This window comes from Type-F symbiont of Plautia stali (genome assembly GCF_059731105.1).
The window spans coordinates 2,935,417-2,954,839 of the sequence record NZ_AP035909.1 but is presented as its reverse complement, the minus strand read 5'-3'; the positions used below and the strand labels follow the sequence as shown (position 1 = coordinate 2,954,839).

General features: G+C 53.6%; 16 protein-coding genes. 14 read left to right on the top strand and 2 right to left on the bottom strand.

From position 1 onward, the window contains the following. Positions 1 to 6 precede the first annotated feature (6 nt). Positions 7 to 1,233: an L-lactate MFS transporter gene (locus tag AC6I7A_RS14020; RefSeq protein WP_033736497.1), complete on the bottom strand. Its 1,227-nt coding sequence runs from the start codon at positions 1,231 to 1,233 to the stop codon at positions 7 to 9. Positions 1,234 to 1,518: 285 nt separating this feature from the next. Between AC6I7A_RS14020 and AC6I7A_RS14015 the strand changes: the two genes are divergently transcribed. Beyond that, a complete protein-coding gene (locus tag AC6I7A_RS14015; RefSeq protein ID WP_058958160.1) occupies positions 1,519 to 1,752 on the top strand; it encodes a hypothetical protein in 234 nt (77 codons plus the stop codon). 36 nt (positions 1,753 to 1,788) lie between these two features. On the opposite strand, the gene AC6I7A_RS14010 is transcribed toward AC6I7A_RS14015, so the two are convergent. Continuing rightward, on the bottom strand, positions 1,789 to 2,688 hold the full coding sequence (locus AC6I7A_RS14010) for a DMT family transporter (protein ID WP_058958159.1): 900 nt from the start codon (positions 2,686 to 2,688) through the stop codon (positions 1,789 to 1,791). A gap of 178 nt (positions 2,689 to 2,866) precedes the next feature. Between AC6I7A_RS14010 and AC6I7A_RS14005 the strand changes: the two genes are divergently transcribed. The 13 genes from AC6I7A_RS14005 (at position 2,867) to AC6I7A_RS13945 (ending at position 19,290) form a co-directional block, all read left to right on the top strand. After that, a complete protein-coding gene (locus tag AC6I7A_RS14005; RefSeq protein WP_058958158.1) occupies positions 2,867 to 3,736 on the top strand; it encodes a helix-turn-helix domain-containing protein in 870 nt (289 codons plus the stop codon). Positions 3,737 to 4,340: 604 nt separating this feature from the next. Further along, positions 4,341 to 4,838 carry a type VI secretion system contractile sheath small subunit gene (tssB, locus tag AC6I7A_RS14000; RefSeq protein WP_046102420.1) on the top strand — a complete coding sequence of 166 codons (498 nt, stop codon included), beginning with the start codon at positions 4,341 to 4,343 and terminating at the stop codon, positions 4,836 to 4,838. 33 nt (positions 4,839 to 4,871) lie between these two features. After that, a complete protein-coding gene (gene tssC / locus AC6I7A_RS13995) occupies positions 4,872 to 6,419 on the top strand; it encodes a type VI secretion system contractile sheath large subunit (protein ID WP_046102318.1) in 1,548 nt (515 codons plus the stop codon). 17 nt (positions 6,420 to 6,436) lie between these two features. Further along, the gene (gene tssK / locus AC6I7A_RS13990; protein WP_058958157.1) at positions 6,437 to 7,777 is read left to right on the top strand and encodes a type VI secretion system baseplate subunit TssK; all 1,341 of its coding nucleotides are present in this window, start codon (positions 6,437 to 6,439) and stop codon (positions 7,775 to 7,777) included. Beyond that, the gene (tssL, locus tag AC6I7A_RS13985; protein ID WP_058958156.1) at positions 7,774 to 8,463 is read left to right on the top strand and encodes a type VI secretion system protein TssL, short form; all 690 of its coding nucleotides are present in this window, start codon (positions 7,774 to 7,776) and stop codon (positions 8,461 to 8,463) included. Before tssK ends, tssL begins: the two co-directional genes overlap by 4 nt. Next, entirely contained in the window at positions 8,460 to 10,172 is a 1,713-nt protein-coding gene (locus tag AC6I7A_RS13980) for an OmpA family protein (protein ID WP_498003802.1), read from the top strand. The genes tssL and AC6I7A_RS13980 overlap by 4 nt, the downstream gene beginning before the upstream one ends. A 4-nt stretch (positions 10,173 to 10,176) precedes the next feature. Further along, positions 10,177 to 10,668, top strand: a complete 492-nt coding sequence (gene hcp, locus AC6I7A_RS13975; RefSeq protein ID WP_046102419.1) for a type VI secretion system effector Hcp — start codon at positions 10,177 to 10,179, stop codon at positions 10,666 to 10,668. Positions 10,669 to 10,831: 163 nt separating this feature from the next. Further along, a complete protein-coding gene (tssH, locus tag AC6I7A_RS13970; RefSeq protein ID WP_498003800.1) occupies positions 10,832 to 13,486 on the top strand; it encodes a type VI secretion system ATPase TssH in 2,655 nt (884 codons plus the stop codon). Beyond that, positions 13,483 to 16,182: a type VI secretion system Vgr family protein gene (locus AC6I7A_RS13965; RefSeq protein ID WP_058956734.1), complete on the top strand. Its 2,700-nt coding sequence runs from the start codon at positions 13,483 to 13,485 to the stop codon at positions 16,180 to 16,182. The genes tssH and AC6I7A_RS13965 overlap by 4 nt, the downstream gene beginning before the upstream one ends. A 3-nt stretch (positions 16,183 to 16,185) precedes the next feature. After that, complete coding sequence (locus AC6I7A_RS13960; protein ID WP_058956735.1) at positions 16,186 to 16,602, top strand: DUF4431 domain-containing protein; 417 nt, start codon at positions 16,186 to 16,188, stop codon at positions 16,600 to 16,602. A gap of 18 nt (positions 16,603 to 16,620) precedes the next feature. Continuing rightward, positions 16,621 to 18,405: a TIGR02594 family protein gene (locus AC6I7A_RS13955; protein ID WP_058956736.1), complete on the top strand. Its 1,785-nt coding sequence runs from the start codon at positions 16,621 to 16,623 to the stop codon at positions 18,403 to 18,405. After that, entirely contained in the window at positions 18,402 to 18,944 is a 543-nt protein-coding gene (locus AC6I7A_RS13950) for a M949_RS01915 family surface polysaccharide biosynthesis protein (protein WP_058956737.1), read from the top strand. The genes AC6I7A_RS13955 and AC6I7A_RS13950 overlap by 4 nt, the downstream gene beginning before the upstream one ends. Before the next feature lie 40 nt (positions 18,945 to 18,984). Continuing rightward, complete coding sequence (locus tag AC6I7A_RS13945; RefSeq protein WP_058956738.1) at positions 18,985 to 19,290, top strand: hypothetical protein; 306 nt, start codon at positions 18,985 to 18,987, stop codon at positions 19,288 to 19,290. Positions 19,291 to 19,423 lie beyond the last annotated feature (133 nt).

The window sequence follows — 19,423 nt, the reverse complement described above, 5'->3', positions numbered from 1 at the left end:
ACAGGATCAGTGACGCTGCAATACCGGTGCTGGCGCAACCGTACGCTGTGGCAGACGGATAGTGAGTGACAGGAACAGGGAGATGACCAGCAGCGTCATAATCAGGCTGAATGTCACCGTGAAACCGCCAAACAGTGAGGCAACCAGTGAGCCCAGTACGCTGCCGATGCCAAAGCCGAGATAGAGCAGGCCATAGTTTTTGGTCAGGTTGTTAAGGCCGAAGAAGTCACTGACCAGCGAAGGGAATACCGTGATGGTTCCGCCAAAGCTGAAGGCCACACAGGCGAGCGACAGGAAGAAAGTGCTCTCATTCATCCGGGTGAAAAGCAGCACGCTCATCCCGATCAGCGACACTATCTGCGCCAGTGAAATCACCCGGATGCGCATCATCCGGTCGGACAGCACGCCCAGCACCAGACGACCGCTCAGGTTAGCGATGGCGATCACGGTGACGGCACTGGCGGCAGTCTGGGTGGTCAGATGCACCAGGCCTTCACCAATGTCTTTAGCCACCCCGATAACATAGAGACCACTCATGCAGGCGGTCAGGAACATCAGCGCCAGCATCCAGTACTGCGGCATACGCACCGATTGTGCCAGCGTATAATCACGCGCCTGTTGCTGACCTCGCTGGCTGCTGCTGTTTTCCTGCAGAGGCGCATCGCGCATCAGCAAAGCCCCCAGGATAATCATCGACATGGCCAGCACGCCCCAGATCATAAAGGTCTGCTCCAGACCCACCGAGGCCAGCAGAGCGCCGCAGATGAACTTGAATCCCAGACTGCCCAGGCCATATGCGCCAATGGCACAGGCAGAGATCATCCCTTTGCGCTCCGGGAACCACTTCACGCAGTTTGACAGCGTCATCAGGTAACCCGCCCCATCGGCCAGACCCACCAGCAACCCGGCGCTGAAATAGAGCATCATCAGGTTATCAGCCTGCGCGGTCAGCCAGAAGCCGACCGCCATTAGCACACCGGCTCCGATTGTGACGCGGCGCACGCCAAAACGTTCCTGTAATTTACCGGCCAGTGACGAGGCAATTGCCAGCCCCAGACTCAGCAGGCCAAACGAAAAAGCCACCTGACTGATCGGTGCATTCAGCTTGTGGGAGAGCTGGCCGTTGAAAAGACTCCATGTGTAGACTGACCCCAGCGCGAACTGAGTGATTACGGTGCCGAACAATGTAAGCCAGCGGGAACGCTGGTATGAAGCCTGCTGCGTCTGGTTCATCATTTATCTCTCCCGTCCGGGAATCTGGAAACTGCGGTCAGAATAAAGCAGTAACGCGCGCGCAGGCGTAGCAAACGCATGAATGGAACGGATCAGGGAATGAAATGCCATCCAGCGGGTATGAATGGCATTGTGCACTCTCTGTGAGGTCGCGCTGAAGGTAACCAAAGCGGCAACCTGATGAGTAAGCGTAATGAGCGGTAAGATAATGTTTCACACTGCTGTTTCTGTAAGCAGGTTTCCGGATCTTTTGCCAGGATAGGGGTTCACTCAACAGGAGGAAATATGAAAGACCGGACATATGAATCCACTACCAGTGAAGATGAAGTCTGCTGCATCATCGGTCAGGCCGTGGTTGAACTCAGTACAGAACAGCAGCCTGTGACGAAATCGACGCTGGCACTCAAGCTGCTGTCGATGGCTGACCGTGACAGTGACGATGAGCGTGTTCTGCTCTACTGGATTGCGCGCAAAGCGATCAATCAGCCGCAGCAACTCCTCCCGCAGTCGTGGGCATAACAGCCAGCCCATGCGGGCGCTACGCCCGCATCTCTGTCAGACGGTCGCCCGGCTTACGCTGAGCGGCCAGCGGGCAAACATCACGACATTGCCCAGCAAAATCATGACAAGGCCAGGGATGGCACTGGCGTGCCACTCATATCCCTCATAGCGGGTTGACAGTGCCAGCGCGACCAGCGGAAACAGCACCGTCGTGTAGGCCGCCCGGCTGGCACCGATGCGACCCACCAGCGTAAAGTAGGCACCAAACCCCATCACCGATCCCACAATCGCCAGATAGCTTACCGCGCCTGTCCACTGCGCGTTCCATGTCGGCTGCAGGGATACCCCCTGAAGCAGTGAAACCAGCGCCATCATTAACGCGCCGTACAACATGCCATAGCTGTTGGTGGTCAGCACGTCACGATGCAGACGCTGATGCCGCTGACTGATCATATTGCCGAATGAGAATCCCAGCGTGCCCAGCGCACTTAATCCAATACCCCATAGCAGGCCCGCAGAGGTCTCTGTGTTGCGCAGATCGTGCCAGAACAGCGCCACAATGCCTGCCATCCCCAGTATCATAGCCGGAAGCAGTCGCGCGGAAGGGCGCTGACGGAAAAATATCCAGCTGTTAATGGCGTTATAGATCACCGCCATGGAGAAGATGACCGACTCCAGACCACTGCTGATATATCCCGAAGCGTAATAGAAACAGACAAAATTGAAGCCAAACACACAGCAGCCCTGCAGCAGACAGAAGAGATGATCGCGCAGGGTCAGCTTATCCAGCCGCTTCATCAGCTTAAGCAGAAGCAGCATCACCACCGAGGCCAGTAAAAAACGCCAGAAAACCGCGACGGTCACCGCGCTGGCGCCCGCAGACTGTTGCGCATAAATCGCAATCCAGGTTGTGCCCCAGATCACCACCACAGAAAGATATAAAAACAGGTTCATGGCCTGAATCTCCACGTTAAAACACGGAGTCTGCCCCGGTAAGGCAATCAGGTCTTACAGCGGATTGCGCGGAGTTTGCAAAATCTTGCGCATTTTTCTGTGTCGTCCCGATGTGACCTGTTTTCTGTCCCGCGTTGTCCGTAAACTGGCACTCTGTTCAACCTGAAATGCGACCCCGATGCCTGTTTATCAGACTTTTGAAATGCTGCAGCGCCAGAAAGCCCAACTGCGTGATCAGGTGCAGCTTCACAGCGGCATTCAGCTGGCCGCCTGGTTTAACAGTGGCGATCGTGTCACCAACTTCAGCGATCACCACACGCTGAGCCTCTATGTCGCGGGGGGATATGACACCTGGCACAAAACTGCGCATGGCTGGCGTAACGGTGGGGCACCGGATCGCTTCTGTCTGATGCCTGCCGGCACCGAGTCGACCTGGGACCTGCGGGCCGATCTCGCCTTTGTCCATCTCTACTGCAGTGAGACGCAGCTGCGACAACTGGCTGAACGGGTATGGGATCGCAGCCCGGCACAGTTAACCCTGCATGAGAAAATCTTTTCTGCTGACGACCGTATTACGCAGCTTTACCGGCACTTTCTGCTGAGCTGCGACTGGCAGCAGCCCGCCAGTCAGGTGATGCTGAGCAGCGCCTCCACCTTACTGCTGACCCACCTGTTGCAGCACTACAGCGATGTGCAGTGGCAGCTGCCCCAGGTGCGGGGCGGCCTGGCACCGGCAGTGTTACGGCGGGTGCTGGACTTTATTGAAACCCATCTTGACCAGCCTTTAACCCTGGCGGTGCTGGCACAGGAAGCGGCGCTCAGCGAGTTTCACTTTGCCCGCATGTTCCGGCACACCACCGGCGCAGCGCCACACCAGTTTGTGATGCAGCGTCGGATGACACGCGCACACGCTTTGCTGGCACGTCCCGATCTGACACTGACTGAAATTGCCTTTCAGTGTGGTTTTCACTCTTCCGCGCATTTCAGCCATCGGTTCCGCCAGGTTTATGGCATGACGCCCTCCGCCTGCCGTCGGGCGCAGAGCTGAAGGCGGTTTTAAAAACGTTTTAAATGATCTCCGGCCACATATTAAAGAGTGCGTGAATCGGTATCTTCTGGTGGCGAAAACCACCGCGCTGGCTGGGTGTGAGGGAGGGTTTAAATCTATTCTCACCAGCGGTTCCTGCAATTATTGCATTAAATCAGGCACGCTTTGTCTTAATAAAAATTCGATGTCATTCTGGACATCTTTCTTAGGAATATTCCACAGTTTCTCCTGTCAGCCCGCGTTATAAAGTCCGACGTTTCTTTCCGCTTTTATATCTTCTGTTCCAGAATGCTCCTTCAGTCAGTCAATGACTCTTTTTGGTGTAGCTGTATTGATGCAAATCAATGCCATAACCATTTACGAGCAATTTTTCGTTCGTTTTCACTGCAGCGACATAAATGTTTATTTAATTGCTCACTTCTGGCTCAAATCGCTGGTATGGCGACAATCACCGCTATTAAAATTCAGCAGAAAATTCTTAATATGTTTAGTAAATAGCGTAATGATCTTAATATTTGATCTTATCTCGATCATTATTCTATTATCGTGCGTCTATAGCTTTAGTCTGAAAAATCCATGTAGCGATAATCTGAGGGATGATGAGATGTCGGATAGTTTCCAGAGTGAAGTGCCGAAGGCACGTATTAATTTGAAACTCGATTTGCATACGGGGGGCGCAAGCAAGAAAACGGAACTCCCCCTTAAATTACTGGTGGCGGGTGACTTCAGTCATGGTCAGGAATCTGCACCCCTGTCTGAGCGTAAGAAAGTTAATCTCAACAAAAATAACTTTGACTCAGTGCTTTCCGAATATTCCCCAAACGTCAATCTGACCGTTAAAAACACACTTGCCGGTGATGGCAGTGAGGAAAATATCACGCTGACATTCCAGAGCATGAAGGATTTCACCCCGGAACAGGTTTCACGGCAAATACCCCAGCTGAAAGCCATGCTTTCCATGCGCAATTTACTTCGCGATTTAAAAGCCAACCTGCTGGACAACCAGGCATTCCGAAAAGAGCTGGAAAAGATTCTGCTCGATCCGGCATTGAGCGCAGAACTCAGAGCCGAACTTTCCGCCCTGGCCCCGAAACAGCCATAACGATCACGATGCTTTAACGGATTAATAAGGAAGATGCTGATGTCTGTAAAAAATGAGAATGCCGCGGGTGGCGAGAGTGTCGTGCTGGAACGTCCTGCTGCCGGTGGGGTATATGCCTCTCTGTTTGAAAAAATCAACCTGAACCCGGTGTCTGAACTGAGTGCGCTGGACATCTGGCAGGACGCGCAGGCGATGTCAGATGCGACCGCGGATGAGCGTCTGACTGCCGGGATGCAGGTGTTTCTGGAATGCCTGACAAAATCGGGCTCAAAAGTCGAAAAGCTCGACAAAAACCTGATTGACCACCATATCGCAGAACTGGACTATCAGATCAGCCGCCAGCTTGATGCCGTGATGCATAGCGAAGAATTCCAGGCAGTGGAAAGCCTGTGGCGCGGCGTGAAATCCCTGGTTGATAAAACCGATTTCCGTCAGAACGTGAAGGTTGAACTGCTGGATATGTCAAAAGAAGAGCTGCGTCAGGACTTCGAAGACAGCCCGGAAATCATCCAGAGCGGATTGTATAAGCAAACCTATATTGAAGAGTATGATACACCGGGTGGCGAACCGATTGCCGCGCTGATTTCCGCTTATGAGTTTGATGCGTCTGCGCAGGATGTCGCGCTGCTGCGCAACATCTCCAAAGTCTCTGCCGCAGCACATATGCCGTTTATCGGCTCAGCTGGCCCGAAATTCTTCCTGAAAGATTCGATGGAAGAAGTGGCTGCTATCAAGGATATCGGTAACTACTTTGACCGTGCGGAATACATTAAGTGGAAATCCTTTCGCGAGACGGACGACTCCCGTTACATCGGTCTGGTCATGCCGCGTGTGCTGGGTCGTCTGCCCTATGGCCCGGACACCGTGCCTGTTCGCAGCTTCAATTATGTTGAGGAAGTGAAAGGCCCGGATCACGACAAATATCTCTGGACCAACGCCTCTTTTGCCTTTGCGGCAAACATGGTGCGCAGTTTTATCAATAACGGCTGGTGTGTACAGATTCGGGGCCCGCAGGCCGGTGGTGCGGTTCAGGATCTGCCTATTCATCTGTATGACCTTGGCACCGGCAATCAGGTGAAAATTCCGTCCGAGGTCATGATCCCGGAAACCCGCGAATTTGAATTTGCCAACCTGGGTTTCATTCCGCTGTCCTATTACAAAAACCGCGACTATGCCTGCTTTTTCTCGGCGAACTCCACTCAAAAACCTGCGCTGTATGATACGGCAGATGCGACGGCCAACAGCCGTATTAATGCCCGTCTGCCCTACATCTTCCTGCTGTCGCGTATTGCCCACTATCTGAAGCTGATTCAGCGTGAAAACATCGGCACCACTAAAGACCGTCGTCTGCTGGAGCTGGAGCTGAATACCTGGGTGCGCAGTCTGGTCACGGAAATGACCGACCCAGGCGACGAGCTGCAGGCCTCTCACCCGCTGCGTGACGCCAGAGTGGTGGTGGAAGACATTGAGGATAACCCCGGCTTCTTCCGCGTGAAGCTCTATGCCGTGCCGCACTTCCAGGTGGAAGGGATGGACGTCAACCTCTCACTGGTTTCTCAGATGCCTAAGGCCAAATCGTAAGCTAAGGCAGGAAGCCAATGAAAACGGAACAGCCGTTATGGGGCCGGGGGCAGATGATCTCACCCCAGCATTTCCAGCAGCAGGCCGCGTATGCGGCCTGGTCAGCGGAATGCATCGCCCGACTGGGGCTCTCCCATCCCTGGGGGGTGATTGAGGCAACTTTTGAACCTGACGCATTAAAACTGGGCCGCCTGCAGGCCAGTCATCTGCACATCCGCTTTCCCGACGGCACGCTGGTCGACACGAATAGGGGCGATGACCTGCCACCGGTGCTGGCGCTTGAAGGGGAATCCCGGGATGTCGGGGTGGTTCTGGCGCTTCCGCTGATGCGGGCAAACGGGGGCAACTGTCTTAAGCCTGATGAGGTAGCCGATCGCCCGGTTCGTTATCGTCAGTGCTGGCGGGATGTTCGCAACCTCTTTGGGGAAGATACCCGTCAGATTGCGGTGATGCAGCCCGCGCTGACGCTGCGTTTTGCTCATCAGAACAACAGTGATTACCTGACCTGCCCGGTCGCCCGTCTGCAGCAGGATTCGCAGGGCCGCTGGACACGCGATGATGCATGGCTGCCCCCGTTGCTCGCTCTGCAGGGCAGCCGCTGGCTGGTGAATCAGCTGGAGCAGCTGATGACACAGCTCCGCGCCCGTCTGAGTCGCCTGATGGCGATGCGCCGGGAAAGTAACGAGCGCATGGCGGATTTTGCCGTAGCCGACGTGTCACTCTTCTGGCTGCTCAATGCCCTGAACAGTGCCGAGCCGGTACTGGGTCAGTTTCAGCGCCACCCGCAAAGCCCGCCGGAGCGTCTGTACCCGGAACTGGCACGGCTGGCGGGCAGCCTGCTGACCTTCTCGCTGGAGCATCAGGTGAGCGCGATTCCGATCTGGCAGCATGAGCAACTGAATCACGTATTCCCGCCGTTGTTTGATTTGCTGAGTGATCTGCTGGAAGCCAGCCTGCCGTCACGGGTGGTGGCAATTGAGCTTGAACAGGATCCCCGGCTTCACGTCTGGCAGGCTCGTCTGCATGACCCACGTCTGCGTGAAGGGGCAGATTACTACCTCTCCGTGCGTTCACCGATACCGGTGGCACAACTGCAGGAGCAGTTCCCGCGCCAGTGTAAGGTCGGCACGCCTGATCATGTCAGAAGTATCGTCAATTCTTCGCGGGTAGGTATTCCTCTGACGCCATTGCGTCATGTGCCAGCCGCCATTCCGCTGCGCCTGGAAAATCAGTATTTCAGCCTTGATGTTTCTCATCCTCTGGCCACTGAAATGCTTCAGAGCGGTACCTGTATGTTTTACGTGCCGGGCATGCTCGGCGAGCCTGAACTTGAACTCTTTGCGGTACTGAGAACATGAGTAAGCCTGAACGCGGTGTTGCCACATCTATCGATATTGATGCTCTCCTGCAGAATACCTGGCTACAGGTGATTAGCCTGCGTTACGGCCCGATATTTCAGGAGGGAGAAGGGCGCATGTTATGGGAGCACTGCATTGCGGATGTCGAACGGGTCCAGCGCGAACTTAAAGCGAGCGACCTCGATGAAGCCAGCTGTCAGCATATTCTCACGGCACAGTGTGCGCTGCTTGATGAGGCGGTCAAAGGTCGCGGTGTGGAGGATGATGCCTGTGTGCAGTGGTATGGCATTCCCCTGCAGGGGTACTTCCTTGGCACCATGGACGCGGGTGACACGCTGTGCGATCGGATGCGCGCAGTGCTGCGTGACCCATCGCCCGATCGGGCCGTCCTGACCTGCTTCCAGCGGGTCATGATGCTGGGATTCCTGGGCAGCTTTCGTGCTCTGAACGATCCGGAGCGTCAGAAACTTGTCAGCGCACTGAGTGAGCGGGTCTCACCGTTCAGCTATCCCAATACGCTTCCGGTTCTGGCAGAAAGTGGTGCCGGAGGGGGGATGGGGCGCTGGCTGGACTCGTGGCCCGTGCGTATCGGCCTGAGCGTCGTGGTGGTAGCCGCACTCTGGTGGGGGCTGGATCACTGGCTGGATCAGATGCTGCAGAGCCTGTTACCGGGAGCCGTGAAATGAGTCCTGCACAACAGCGCGCGCTTGTACTGTGGGCCGCCCTGCTGAGTGCCGTGGTCTGCCTGAATTTCCTGCCGGTATCCCGACTGGTTTCTGTGCTCCTTCTGCTTATCGTTCTGGGGGGTATCCTGGCGTTCCGGACGGTCGCCAGTCGTCGTGCGGAGCATGACGTTACCCTGCGTCTGGATGACCTCCCGGAAGCTTCCTGGCGTCAGCCTGTGGTGCTGTTCTGTGGCGATCTGCCGCTGACATGTCGACAGCCGTCACCGGTGTTCACTGGCACGCAGGGATGCTGGATCCGCGTGACGGATCATCAGGATCTGGTTCAGGTCGCTCAACAGGTTCTGTCGCTGCGGCCTGACTGGGGTCGCCAGCTATCGGTGATGGTCAGCGTTTGTCCGCAGAAACATGCCGACAGCGAAGCGCTGACCCGTCGTCTGCTGGCCCTGCGCTGGCAAATCAGCCAGTTGCGTAAAAAAACGGGTCATTGTGTGCCACTGGTTCTGAAGGGGCAGATTGGCAGCGCGATGACGGATGATCTGCTCTGGCAGGCGGCTATCCCGGGTGAAGGCGTGAGGGTCTGGCGGGCGTCTTCAGCGCCGGGTTCAATCGCTGAATGGATCACCACCGGTGGGTCGCCAGCGATGCAGCAGCAGGTGCTGATAAACAGCCTGATGGCGTGGTTTCAGCAGCATGTCACTGCGCGCTTTATGGATGAGAATCCCGATGTTCCGGTCATCGCACCTGTTGCGGTGTTGTGGGGAATGGGACCGATCCTTGCCGGCAGTCTGGCCACATCTGCCTGGACTGCATGGCTAGCCCGTCACACTGCGATCCAGCAGGTTGCGGGCTGGCAGCCGGTGGGAACGGACAGTACGGTGGTTGCCCCCTTCCCGGATTTTATTCTGCCGCTGCTCCCTGAAGGACGGGGCCTGACGCCACGTGGGCGAGCCTGGCGTTGTGCGCTCGGGATTTTCACACTGGCCGCCGTTGCTGCCCTGCTCAGCAGTAGCTGGAACAATCGCCAGCTGCTGCAGCGTTTGAGCTTCGATATTGCCCGCTATGACCGTATCCCGATGCAGGATTTCGGCCCCAAAGCCGATGCCGTGGCTGTCCTGCGTAACGATGCGGCAGAGCTGGATGACCAGGCGCGCAATGGCGTACCGGCTCGGATGAGCCTGGGTCTCTATCAGGGAGAGCGTCTGCGAATGCCGGTGCTGGAGGCGATCCGTTCGTATGTGCCGCCACCGCCGCCGCCTGAACCGCAGCCGGAACCTGAACCGGTACCCAAAATTATCCGTCTCGACAGCATGTCGCTGTTTGATTCCGGCAAATCCGCGCTGAAAGCGGGTTCCACCAGAATGCTGGTGAACTCACTGGTCGGCATCAAAGCTAAGCCCGGCTGGCTGATTGTCGTGTCCGGCCATACAGACAACACCGGTAACCCAAAACTGAATCAGACGCTGTCACTCGAGCGTGCCGCAGCGGTACGCGACTGGATGCGTGACACCGGTGACGTGCCGGAAAGCTGTTTTGCGGTGCAGGGCTATGGCGCAAGCCGTCCGATCGCTACCAATGACACCCCGGAGGGGCGTGCGCTCAACCGCCGTGTCGAAATCAGTCTGGTACCGCAGGCCAGTGCCTGTCAGATACCGGGCCACACCCAGGCGTCATCGCAGGATGATGACGCATCACTACACAATGGAGAGTAATTTCATGGCAATTCCTGTTTATCTCTGGCTGAAAGACGACGGCGGCGCGGACATCAAAGGGTCCGTTGACGTTCAGGATCGAGACGGCAGCATCGAAGTGGTGGCACAGCAGCATAACCTCTACATCCCGACCGACAACAACACCGGCAAGCTGACCGGCACCCGTATTCACACCCCGTTCCTGTTTACCAAGGAGATCGACTCCTCCAGCCCCTATCTGTACAAGGCAGTGACCACCGGGCAGACCCTCAAATCTGCTGAATTCAAATGGTACAGGATCAACGACGCGGGCCAGGAAGTGGAGTACTTCAACACCAGACTGGAAAACGTGAAGGTGGTGAAAGTGAACCCGGTGATGCACGACATCAAAAATCCGGCTTTCGAGAAGCATAATCATCTTGAGCAGATTGAATTGCGCTACGAAAAAATCACCTGGACCTACAAAGACGGCAACATCATTCATTCCGACTCCTGGAACGAACGCGCCACCGCATAAGTCACGAGCGGGCAGAGCTTCTCTGTCCGCTCTTTTTGCTGAGCGTCTGCCTGTGCGGGCGCTCAGCAAAAAACATCACATCCCGGAAACAGACCTCATGGGCCTCGGTAACGGCCAGGGGCGGTAGCGTGCCTGAACGGTCCTCAACAGTGAGCAAGCAAATATGGAAAACCCGGCAATCCTTCTTCGACGTCTCAACCCTTACTGCGCCCGTGCGATGGAAGGGGCAGCCTCCCTGTGTCAGATTCGCGCCCATGCTGAAATCCTGCCGGAGCACTGGCTGCTGAAACTGCTGGAGCAGGGTGAAGGCGATCTCACCGTGCTGGCCCGCCGCTATGAGTGGGATATGGACGCCATCTGGCAGGATTTGCTTGCCTGGCTGGATAAACAGCCGCGTTCAGTACGCCAGCGTCCTCAACTGTCTGACACCATTCAGACATTGCTGCAGCAAGCCTGGCTGATTGCTTCTCTGAACGGTGAGGAACAAATCCGCAGCGTCCATCTGCTAATGGCGCTGGCAGATAAACAGAAACTGGTGCGCTGTGACAGGCTGTGGCCACTGCTGACGCTGGGCCAGAGTCAGCTGGAACGTCTGCGTCCGCTGCTTGATGCACAGTCGGACGAACGCCCGGAACTGCAGCAGGAAGCGGAACTTGCGCAGAGCCACAGCGGCGGGATGGAATTTGTCGGCCGTCCGGTGGGTGCAGAGTTGAAAGAAGGCGAGCTGAGCCCGGCGTTGCAGAACGCGCTGGATAAATTTACGCTCGACGTCACCGCCAAAGCGAAAGAGGGCAAAATCGACCCGGTGTTTGGCCGCGATACGGAAATCCGCCAGATGGTGGATATTCTCTCCCGTCGCCGCAAGAACAACCCGATTCTGGTCGGCGAACCGGGCGTGGGGAAAACCGCGCTGGTGGAAGGGCTGGCGCTGCGTATAGCCGAAGGCAACGTGCCGGAATCTCTCAGGCCGGTTGTTCTGCGTACCCTCGATTTGGGGCTGCTGCAGGCGGGCGCGGGCGTGAAAGGCGAGTTCGAACAGCGCCTGAAAAACGTCATCGACGCGGTGCAGCAGTCTCCGCTACCGATTCTGCTGTTTATTGATGAAGCCCACACCATTATCGGTGCGGGCAATCAGGCGGGTGGCGCGGATGCCGCCAACCTGCTGAAACCGGCGCTGGCGCGCGGCGAACTGCGTACCCTCGCCGCGACTACCTGGAGCGAGTACAAACAGTACTTCGAGCGCGATGCCGCGCTGGAGCGTCGCTTTCAGATGGTGAAGGTCGACGAGCCGGATGATGAGACCGCCTGCCTTATGCTGCGCGGTCTCAAATCCCGCTATGCCGAGCACCATAACGTGCATATCACCGATGATGCGGTGCGCGCTGCGGTCACGCTCTCCCGCCGTTATCTGACCGGTCGCCAGCTGCCGGACAAAGCGGTCGATTTGCTCGACACCGCCGCCGCCCGCGTGCGCATGAGCCTTGATACCGTTCCGGAGCAGCTGACCCGCATTCGCGCGCAGATAACCTCGCTTGAAATGGAGAAGCGGGCACTGCTGGAAGATATTGCTTTTGGCAGTCAGAGCCACAGCGAGCGTCTGACGCTTATCGGGCAGGAAGAAGTACAACTGATCCTCAAACTTGATGAGCTGGAAACCCGGCACGGTCAGGAGCTGAAAGTCGCAGAGCAGTTACTGCAAAGCCGCCAGGACCTCTCCCGTCAGGGCGAAACTCACGCGCTGCAACAGCAACTGAACGGAATGCAGCACAGCAATCCACTGCTCTCGATCGATGTGGACGTGCGCACCGTTGCCACCGTCATTGCCGACTGGACAGGCGTGCCGCTCTCTTCGCTGATGAAAGACGAACAGACCGAACTGCTAAGCCTGGAGAAGGAAGTCGGCAAACGCGTGGTTGGCCAGGATGTGGCGCTGACTGCCATCGCCCGGCGCCTGCGTGCGGCGAAAACCGGCCTTACGTCCGGGGACGGTCCGCAGGGCGTGTTTCTGCTGGTTGGCCCGAGTGGCGTCGGTAAGACTGAAACCGCGCTGGCGCTGGCGGACGTGCTGTACGGCGGTGAGAAGTCACTCATCACCATCAACCTGTCCGAGTACCAGGAGCCGCACACGGTGTCGCAGCTGAAAGGCTCACCGCCGGGCTACGTCGGCTACGGCCAGGGTGGCATCCTCACCGAAGCAGTACGCAAGCGTCCCTACAGCGTGGTGCTGCTCGACGAAGTGGAAAAGGCACACCGTGAGGTGATGAATCTGTTCTATCAGGTGTTCGACCGCGGCTTTATGCGCGACGGCGAAGGCCGCGAAATCGACTTCCGTAATACCGTTATCCTGATGACCTCGAACCTCGGCAGCGACCCTTTGATGCAGCTGCTGGATGAGCAGCCGGAGGCCACCGAAAGCGACCTGCACGAACTGCTGCGCCCGATCCTGCGTGACCACTTCCAGCCGGCGCTGCTGGCCCGCTTCCAGACCGTGATCTATCGACCGCTGGCCGAAGCGGCCATGCGTATCATCGTGGAAATGAAGCTCGACCAGGTCAGCAAGCGCCTGAACCGTCACTACGGCCTGACCACCCATATTGATGTGAGCCTGTACGACGCACTGACCGCTGCCTGCCTGCTGCCGGATACCGGCGCACGCAATGTCGACAGCCTGCTTAATCAGCAGATTCTGCCGGTGCTGAGCCAGCAACTGCTGACCCACATGGCCGCGAAGCAGAAACCACACACCCTGACGCTCGGCTGGAGCGACGAAGAAGGTATCTCGCTGGACTTTAACCGGACTGAGGGAGAGAACGTATGAGCAGTCATCCCCCGATCAGATTCAGTCATAACCACCACATGCTGGCAGTGAAAGGCTGTACGGCGGAACCTGACGTGCTGGCCTTTGAGGGCGATGAGGCCTTAAGTAAACCGTTCAGCTACCGCATTGAATTCACAAGCTCTGACCATGCCATCAGCAAAGAGATGATGCTGATGAAAACCGGCTCGCTGACGCTGCAGGCCCCGGTGGACCAGGGTTACGGCATTAAAGTGCAGCAGGCCGTGCGCACCCTTCAGGGGGTAGTGACCGGCTTTGAACGCCTCAGCACATCAAAAGATGAAACCCATTACGCCCTGACGCTCCGGCCACGCCTGGCGCTGCTTGACCGTTCGCACCAGAACGCCATCTATCAGGACATGTCGGTCCCGCAGATTGTGGAAAAAATCCTGCGCGAGCGTCACAACATGCGCGGCCAGGATTTTCTGTTCTCGCTGTCAAAAGAGTACCCGCGCCGTGAGCAGGTGATGCAGTACGGTGAGGACGACCTGCACTTTATCACCCGCCTGCTGGGTGAGGTGGGTATCTGGTTTCGTTTCACCACCGACACGCGCCTGAACATCGACGTGGTGGAGTTTTACGACAGCCAGCAGGGGTATGAGAAAGGCCTGACCCTGCCGTCAGTCCCGCCGTCGGGCCAGCATTCAAAAGGCGTGGACTCGGTCTGGGGCATGGCGTGCCACCACAACGTGGTGCAGAAGCAGGTCAGCACCCGTGACTACAACTACCGTCAGGCCACGGAAGACATGAGCACGCAGGTGGACGCGACGCAGGGCGACAGCACCACCTGTGGCGATGCCTACCACTGGGGGGACAACTACCTTACCCGGGGTGATGCATACGACCGCAATCCGGCCCCGGAGTCCGGGGCGTTTTATGCCCGCATTCGTCATGAGCGCTACCTGAATGGCCAGACCCGGACGCAGGGCATTACCAGCTGTCCGACGCTCTTTCCGGGCCAGGTGCTGAAAGTCACCGGCGGGTACGAGGTTGCAGAGGTGTTCAGCGCGGGTGTGGTCATCACGGCGATGCGCACGCATGCGCGCCGTGACAAGGACTTTGCCGTTGATTTTGACGGCATTCCTGATAACACCGATTTTGGTTTCCGCCCTGAGCCTGGCTCACGCCCGGTGATGGCCGGGACGCTGCCGGCCCGCGTCACCAGTACCACTGAAAATGACACCTACGGCCACATCGACAAAGACGGTCGTTACCGCGTCAATATGCTGTTTGACCGTGACAGCTGGGAGACCGGATTTGAGAGCCTTTGGGTGCGCCAGTCCCGCCCGTACGCAGGGGATACGTATGGCCTGCACCTGCCGCTGCTGGCAGGAACCGAAGTGGCGATTGGCTTTGAGGACGGTAACCCGGACCGGCCGTACATTGCCGGCGTGCTGCACGACTCGGCGCACGGCGACCACGTTACCATCCGCAACTACAGACGTAACGTCCTGCGCACCCCGGCGAACAACAAAATCCGCCTCGATGACGAGCGCGGAAAAGAGCATATCAAGGTGTCGACAGAGTATGGCGGCAAGAGTCAGCTGAATCTCGGGCACCTGGTCGACAGTGAGAAACAGCAGCGCGGCGAGGGGTTTGAGCTCAGGACGGACAGCTGGGGGGCGATACGGGCGCAGAAGGGGATTTTTATCAGCTCAGACGGGCAGGCCAGAGCGCAGGGGCAGGTACTGGAGATGGAGCCAGCGATCAGCAATCTGGGTGATGCCCGGGAGCAGATGACGTCTATCTCCGATGATGCGCAGAAGGCGACCGCGAACCCGGCCGATCTCCAGGCGCAAATCAAACTGCTGGAACAGCAGCTGACAGACCTCAAAAAATCAGTGCTGCTGCTCAGTGCACCGGATGGAATGGCGCTGACCAGCGGACAACATCTGCAGGTATCTGCCGGGCAGAACCTGATAGCTACGGCCGGTAAAAATGCCGACGTCAGCGTGGTGAAAAATCTGTTCGTCGGGGTAGGTAATGCCCTGAGCGTATTTGTTCGTAAGCTGGGGATCAAGCTCATCGCGAACCAGGGGCCGGTGCAGGTACAGGCGCAGAACGACCTGATGGAATTGCTGGCACGTAAAGAAATCAGCATTGTCAGCACGGAGGATGAAATCAAAATCATCGCGAAGAAGAAGCTGACTCTGAATGGTGGTGGGAGCTATATCAGGATTGATGCAAGTGCGATTGAATCTGCTACTGCAGGTGAATATCGTACGAAAGCAGGACATTATGGGCGTAAGGCAAGCGCATCAGAAAAGGTCACGCTGCCTGTTTTTCCGGTAATGGAACCTGGCGAACAAAGCTTACGTTTTGCTTTCCCTGGTGCCGATAGTGTCAGCCAAAGTATGGACTGGTTGACAAATCAGCCCTACAACATTACTGACAGCAATGGGAAAATCCTGTCGACCGGCACGGTAGACAGTTCAGGTCGCTTCCCGAAAATAGTGCTGCCTGAAAGCGATATATTAAACTTAATCATTGGGCGAGAGACTTGGAGTAAAGAGGAGCTTCCAACATCAGTCGAAGAGGATGAGGTAGATAGTGCGGAAGATATAGAATCACTGGAGCCTGATAGTGATTCGGATGATACCGAGACAGCAGAAGATCATACTTCCGCGCTAACAGAATCAATGATTGCAAAACTATTAAATTTAACTACGACAGGGTGAACTATGTTAAAGGAAATTTGGAAGTCTATTTTTTGCTTTATAATCGTGCTTTCTAGCGTTAGTACATCTGCTACTTGCCTAAAGGAAGGGGATAAAGTAATTCTGACTGGAGTTGTTAGCGAAAAATTATACTACGGCCCTCCTGGCTGGGGAGAGGATAAAGCGAATGATGAGAAACTACATGAGTGGATATTGCATTTAAAACAGCCACTCACGTGTGTAACAGACGCAGATACTGACAACCAAAACTGGAATCAGGACATTCAGTTGATAATGCGTGATAGTAATGACTATAAAGTAAATAAAAATCTTCTTGGGAAAGATATCAGTATTGATGGCGTAATATTTCTTGCAGAGACCGGGTATCACATGACGTCTGTTTTATTAGATGATGCCAAGTTTGAAGTTGCAGGAAAATAGCAAAGAGGATTAATTAAAATGCGCTTTATAAATGCTATTTATCATGCATCGACAAAAACGGTAGAGTATGAGTCATCGAATGGCACAAGATTGTTAAAAACTGGGGGCTCACTGAATTGGCGATTCAATAACCCAGGAAATCTCATTTCTGTAAAAAATCAGCAAGGAAAAATCGGTGTTGGAGTTGTCTACAATCCAGACAAACATTCTTTTGCAATATTTTCAAGCATAGATGCTGGTGAGAATGCAAAACGGTCTCTGCTTAAACGGAAGTATAAAGATTATACTATTCCAGAAATGATGAAAAAATATGCGCCGGGGAATGATGGTAATAACCCTGAAGCTTATGCTAATTTTATCATGTCTGAAAGTGGGGTCGCTCAGGGAGAGAAAGTAGGAGATCTTGACGACACAAAATTCAGTAAGGTAATCAAGGCAATTAGCAAAAAGGAAGGTGGCATGAAGCCGGGCACCGAAAAATGGGTGTATGTGACAAATGTGACTGTTTCTGATGGCTCGCGACCAGTTGCTGATGTGCCATTTAAAGTGACACTAGGAAGCACTAGCTACGAGTGGAAAACAGACGCATACGGCAAGCTCAAGACAATCGTCCATATGAAACAAGGAATGGCTATTGTCGTCAAATATACTAATTCTGCTGGAAAAGAGGATGTTGTTTATTCAGAAGTTTCTGGGGATGAAACAAAGAATATACTGCTCACGCGAAACTTTTCTCAATTCTTTGCAAAAACACTTGCCGAGACTCCCAAAGTGCCTCGTGAGAAGAGCGCTCAGAAACCAATAGAGTATATAGTCATGCCAGGAGACTCTCTATCAAAAATTTCCGAACGTTATAAGACAAGCATTGATGAAATAGCCAAAAAAAATAATATAAAAGATGTGAGTAAGATCTTTCCCGGACAGCATTTGACGATCTATGGTGTCAATGCTAATAGCCCTACGGTCTATACCGTTGCTCCAGGGGACACTTTGGCGAAGATCGCAGAAAAAAATGGTGTGAATGTTGAAGATATTGCGCGGCAGAATAATATATCAGATCCTGATAAAATATACCCGGGACAATCAATTTCTATAGACAAAAGTGGCAATGTGACGTCTGGTCAGACTGAAAGGCCAGTTGCAAATCCGATAGCCTCAAAACCAGTTAATAATAAACCTGAAAAAAATAGTGTAATCAATACGAATAAAAAAGCGCTGGATTCAGTTGGAGGAAAAAATTCTGGTAATCCGATTGCGTTACTTCCACACGACCAGAGAGAGACTCCATGGATGAATATAGCACTGAGTGAGGCAAAAAAATGGCATGGGACTAAGGAAGACCATATTACTAGTAATTACCATGCATTAATAGGTCATGGGTGGATAAAAAATCTAGTTGGGACATTAAATGCTTGGTGTTCGTCTTTTGTAAATTATTGTTTTCAAGAATGTGGGTATCATAAAACAGCTCCAGACCCATATCGCGCTATTTCTTTTTTTAGAGATAGTACCAATTTTTTTGAGATCAAAAAACCTATCTATGGATGTGCCGCATCATCAGGACATCACGCAACCTTTGTGTATGGAAAAACAAAATCTGGGGCATTAATTTGCTTGGGAGGGAATCAGAGCGATACAATAAAATTTTCCCCCTTTAATGGATTGAGGTTTTTTTTACCAGTGGCATACAAAGGGTATTATGAGTCAAATGTACATAAAGAATTAGATATCTTTGATGTAAATGAACTCAATGAAATGATTGGTATTCATTCCAAAACAACTGGGCATGAGAGTACAAGATGATTCTAAAAACAAAAATAACCCTTTCATTAGCTTTGATGGTTTTACCTGTGATGAGTAGTTTTGCAACTACCTTTACCAAGGAGTTCGAACGCCCGGATGGTATTCATAAGGTGAAAATTGATATTTACGAAGAAAATAATGGTGAAACTAAAAATTCAAAAATTACCGCTTCGGAACATGTAAAGGACAAAAAGGTATGGAGTCTTGTCGATTATGTGAATAATTGTCCGCTTGATATAAACATGGCTTTAATTAAGGATTCCTTCGAAATTAAGAAAATTAATGGCTCATTTGATGCTGTATTGTTTTCTTATACCATAGGTTGTGTAGGGGGACTTGATCCAGTTACTGTAAAATATTTTGCTTATGTAAATGGCATGAAGCATTCTCTTCGAGGAGAAGAGCGGATGGTTACGCCAGATGGGGTAATTGATGATAATGTTAAGCCGGTGTCTGATGCTAATTTGAAAAACAACGTCCTATTATATAATTATATGACAAGTAACTGGAGTAAAGCGTCTACAGTTATTCTAGAATGATTGTTTTTAATTAAACACTTAGTCAACATAGCAGGTCAGAATGAAAGTGGCAATTGCGGTGATTTTGAATTCAATTATTGCTTTTGCATTCGTATTGTCTCAAGCGGCTTTTGCAAGTTCTGAAATATTCCAGAGAGCATGGAATGATAGTTCCGGTATACATACCCTAACTATAGATAAAAAGCTTGATAGCAAAGAAGGAGGAGTGACCTTGCTTGTTACGCAAGTCACAGGGAATAGCAACGATTGGTCCCTTCAGGATTTTGTTAGGAATTGTGGTGAAGATATGAAATTAGATATTGTACCTGATTCCGTTGAGGTTAATAAAATATTTCGGATGGTGTAGAAACCGTTTCATTTGCCTACAAAATAGGGTGTGTTGGTGGGATTGACCCTGTAGCTGTAAAATATTTCTCTTTTAAAGATGGGGTGAAATATTAATTAAGGGGAGAGGAGCATGTTATTGTTGGTAGTGATGG

Bases quoted from the DNA above. Each gene is read 5' to 3' on its own strand.
- AC6I7A_RS14020 (WP_033736497.1), bottom strand. From the start codon at position 1,233: ATGAACCAGACGCAGCAGGCTTCATACCAGCGTTCCCGCTGGCTTACA.
- AC6I7A_RS14015 (WP_058958160.1), top strand. From the start codon at position 1,519: ATGAAAGACCGGACATATGAATCCACTACCAGTGAAGATGAAGTCTGC.
- AC6I7A_RS14010 (WP_058958159.1), bottom strand. From the start codon at position 2,688: ATGAACCTGTTTTTATATCTTTCTGTGGTGGTGATCTGGGGCACAACC.
- AC6I7A_RS14005 (WP_058958158.1), top strand. From the start codon at position 2,867: ATGCCTGTTTATCAGACTTTTGAAATGCTGCAGCGCCAGAAAGCCCAA.
- tssB (WP_046102420.1), top strand. From the start codon at position 4,341: ATGTCGGATAGTTTCCAGAGTGAAGTGCCGAAGGCACGTATTAATTTG.
- tssC (WP_046102318.1), top strand. From the start codon at position 4,872: ATGCTGATGTCTGTAAAAAATGAGAATGCCGCGGGTGGCGAGAGTGTC.
- tssK (WP_058958157.1), top strand. From the start codon at position 6,437: ATGAAAACGGAACAGCCGTTATGGGGCCGGGGGCAGATGATCTCACCC.
- tssL (WP_058958156.1), top strand. From the start codon at position 7,774: ATGAGTAAGCCTGAACGCGGTGTTGCCACATCTATCGATATTGATGCT.
- AC6I7A_RS13980 (WP_498003802.1), top strand. From the start codon at position 8,460: ATGAGTCCTGCACAACAGCGCGCGCTTGTACTGTGGGCCGCCCTGCTG.
- hcp (WP_046102419.1), top strand. From the start codon at position 10,177: ATGGCAATTCCTGTTTATCTCTGGCTGAAAGACGACGGCGGCGCGGAC.
- tssH (WP_498003800.1), top strand. From the start codon at position 10,832: ATGGAAAACCCGGCAATCCTTCTTCGACGTCTCAACCCTTACTGCGCC.
- AC6I7A_RS13965 (WP_058956734.1), top strand. From the start codon at position 13,483: ATGAGCAGTCATCCCCCGATCAGATTCAGTCATAACCACCACATGCTG.
- AC6I7A_RS13960 (WP_058956735.1), top strand. From the start codon at position 16,186: ATGTTAAAGGAAATTTGGAAGTCTATTTTTTGCTTTATAATCGTGCTT.
- AC6I7A_RS13955 (WP_058956736.1), top strand. From the start codon at position 16,621: ATGCGCTTTATAAATGCTATTTATCATGCATCGACAAAAACGGTAGAG.
- AC6I7A_RS13950 (WP_058956737.1), top strand. From the start codon at position 18,402: ATGATTCTAAAAACAAAAATAACCCTTTCATTAGCTTTGATGGTTTTA.
- AC6I7A_RS13945 (WP_058956738.1), top strand. From the start codon at position 18,985: ATGAAAGTGGCAATTGCGGTGATTTTGAATTCAATTATTGCTTTTGCA.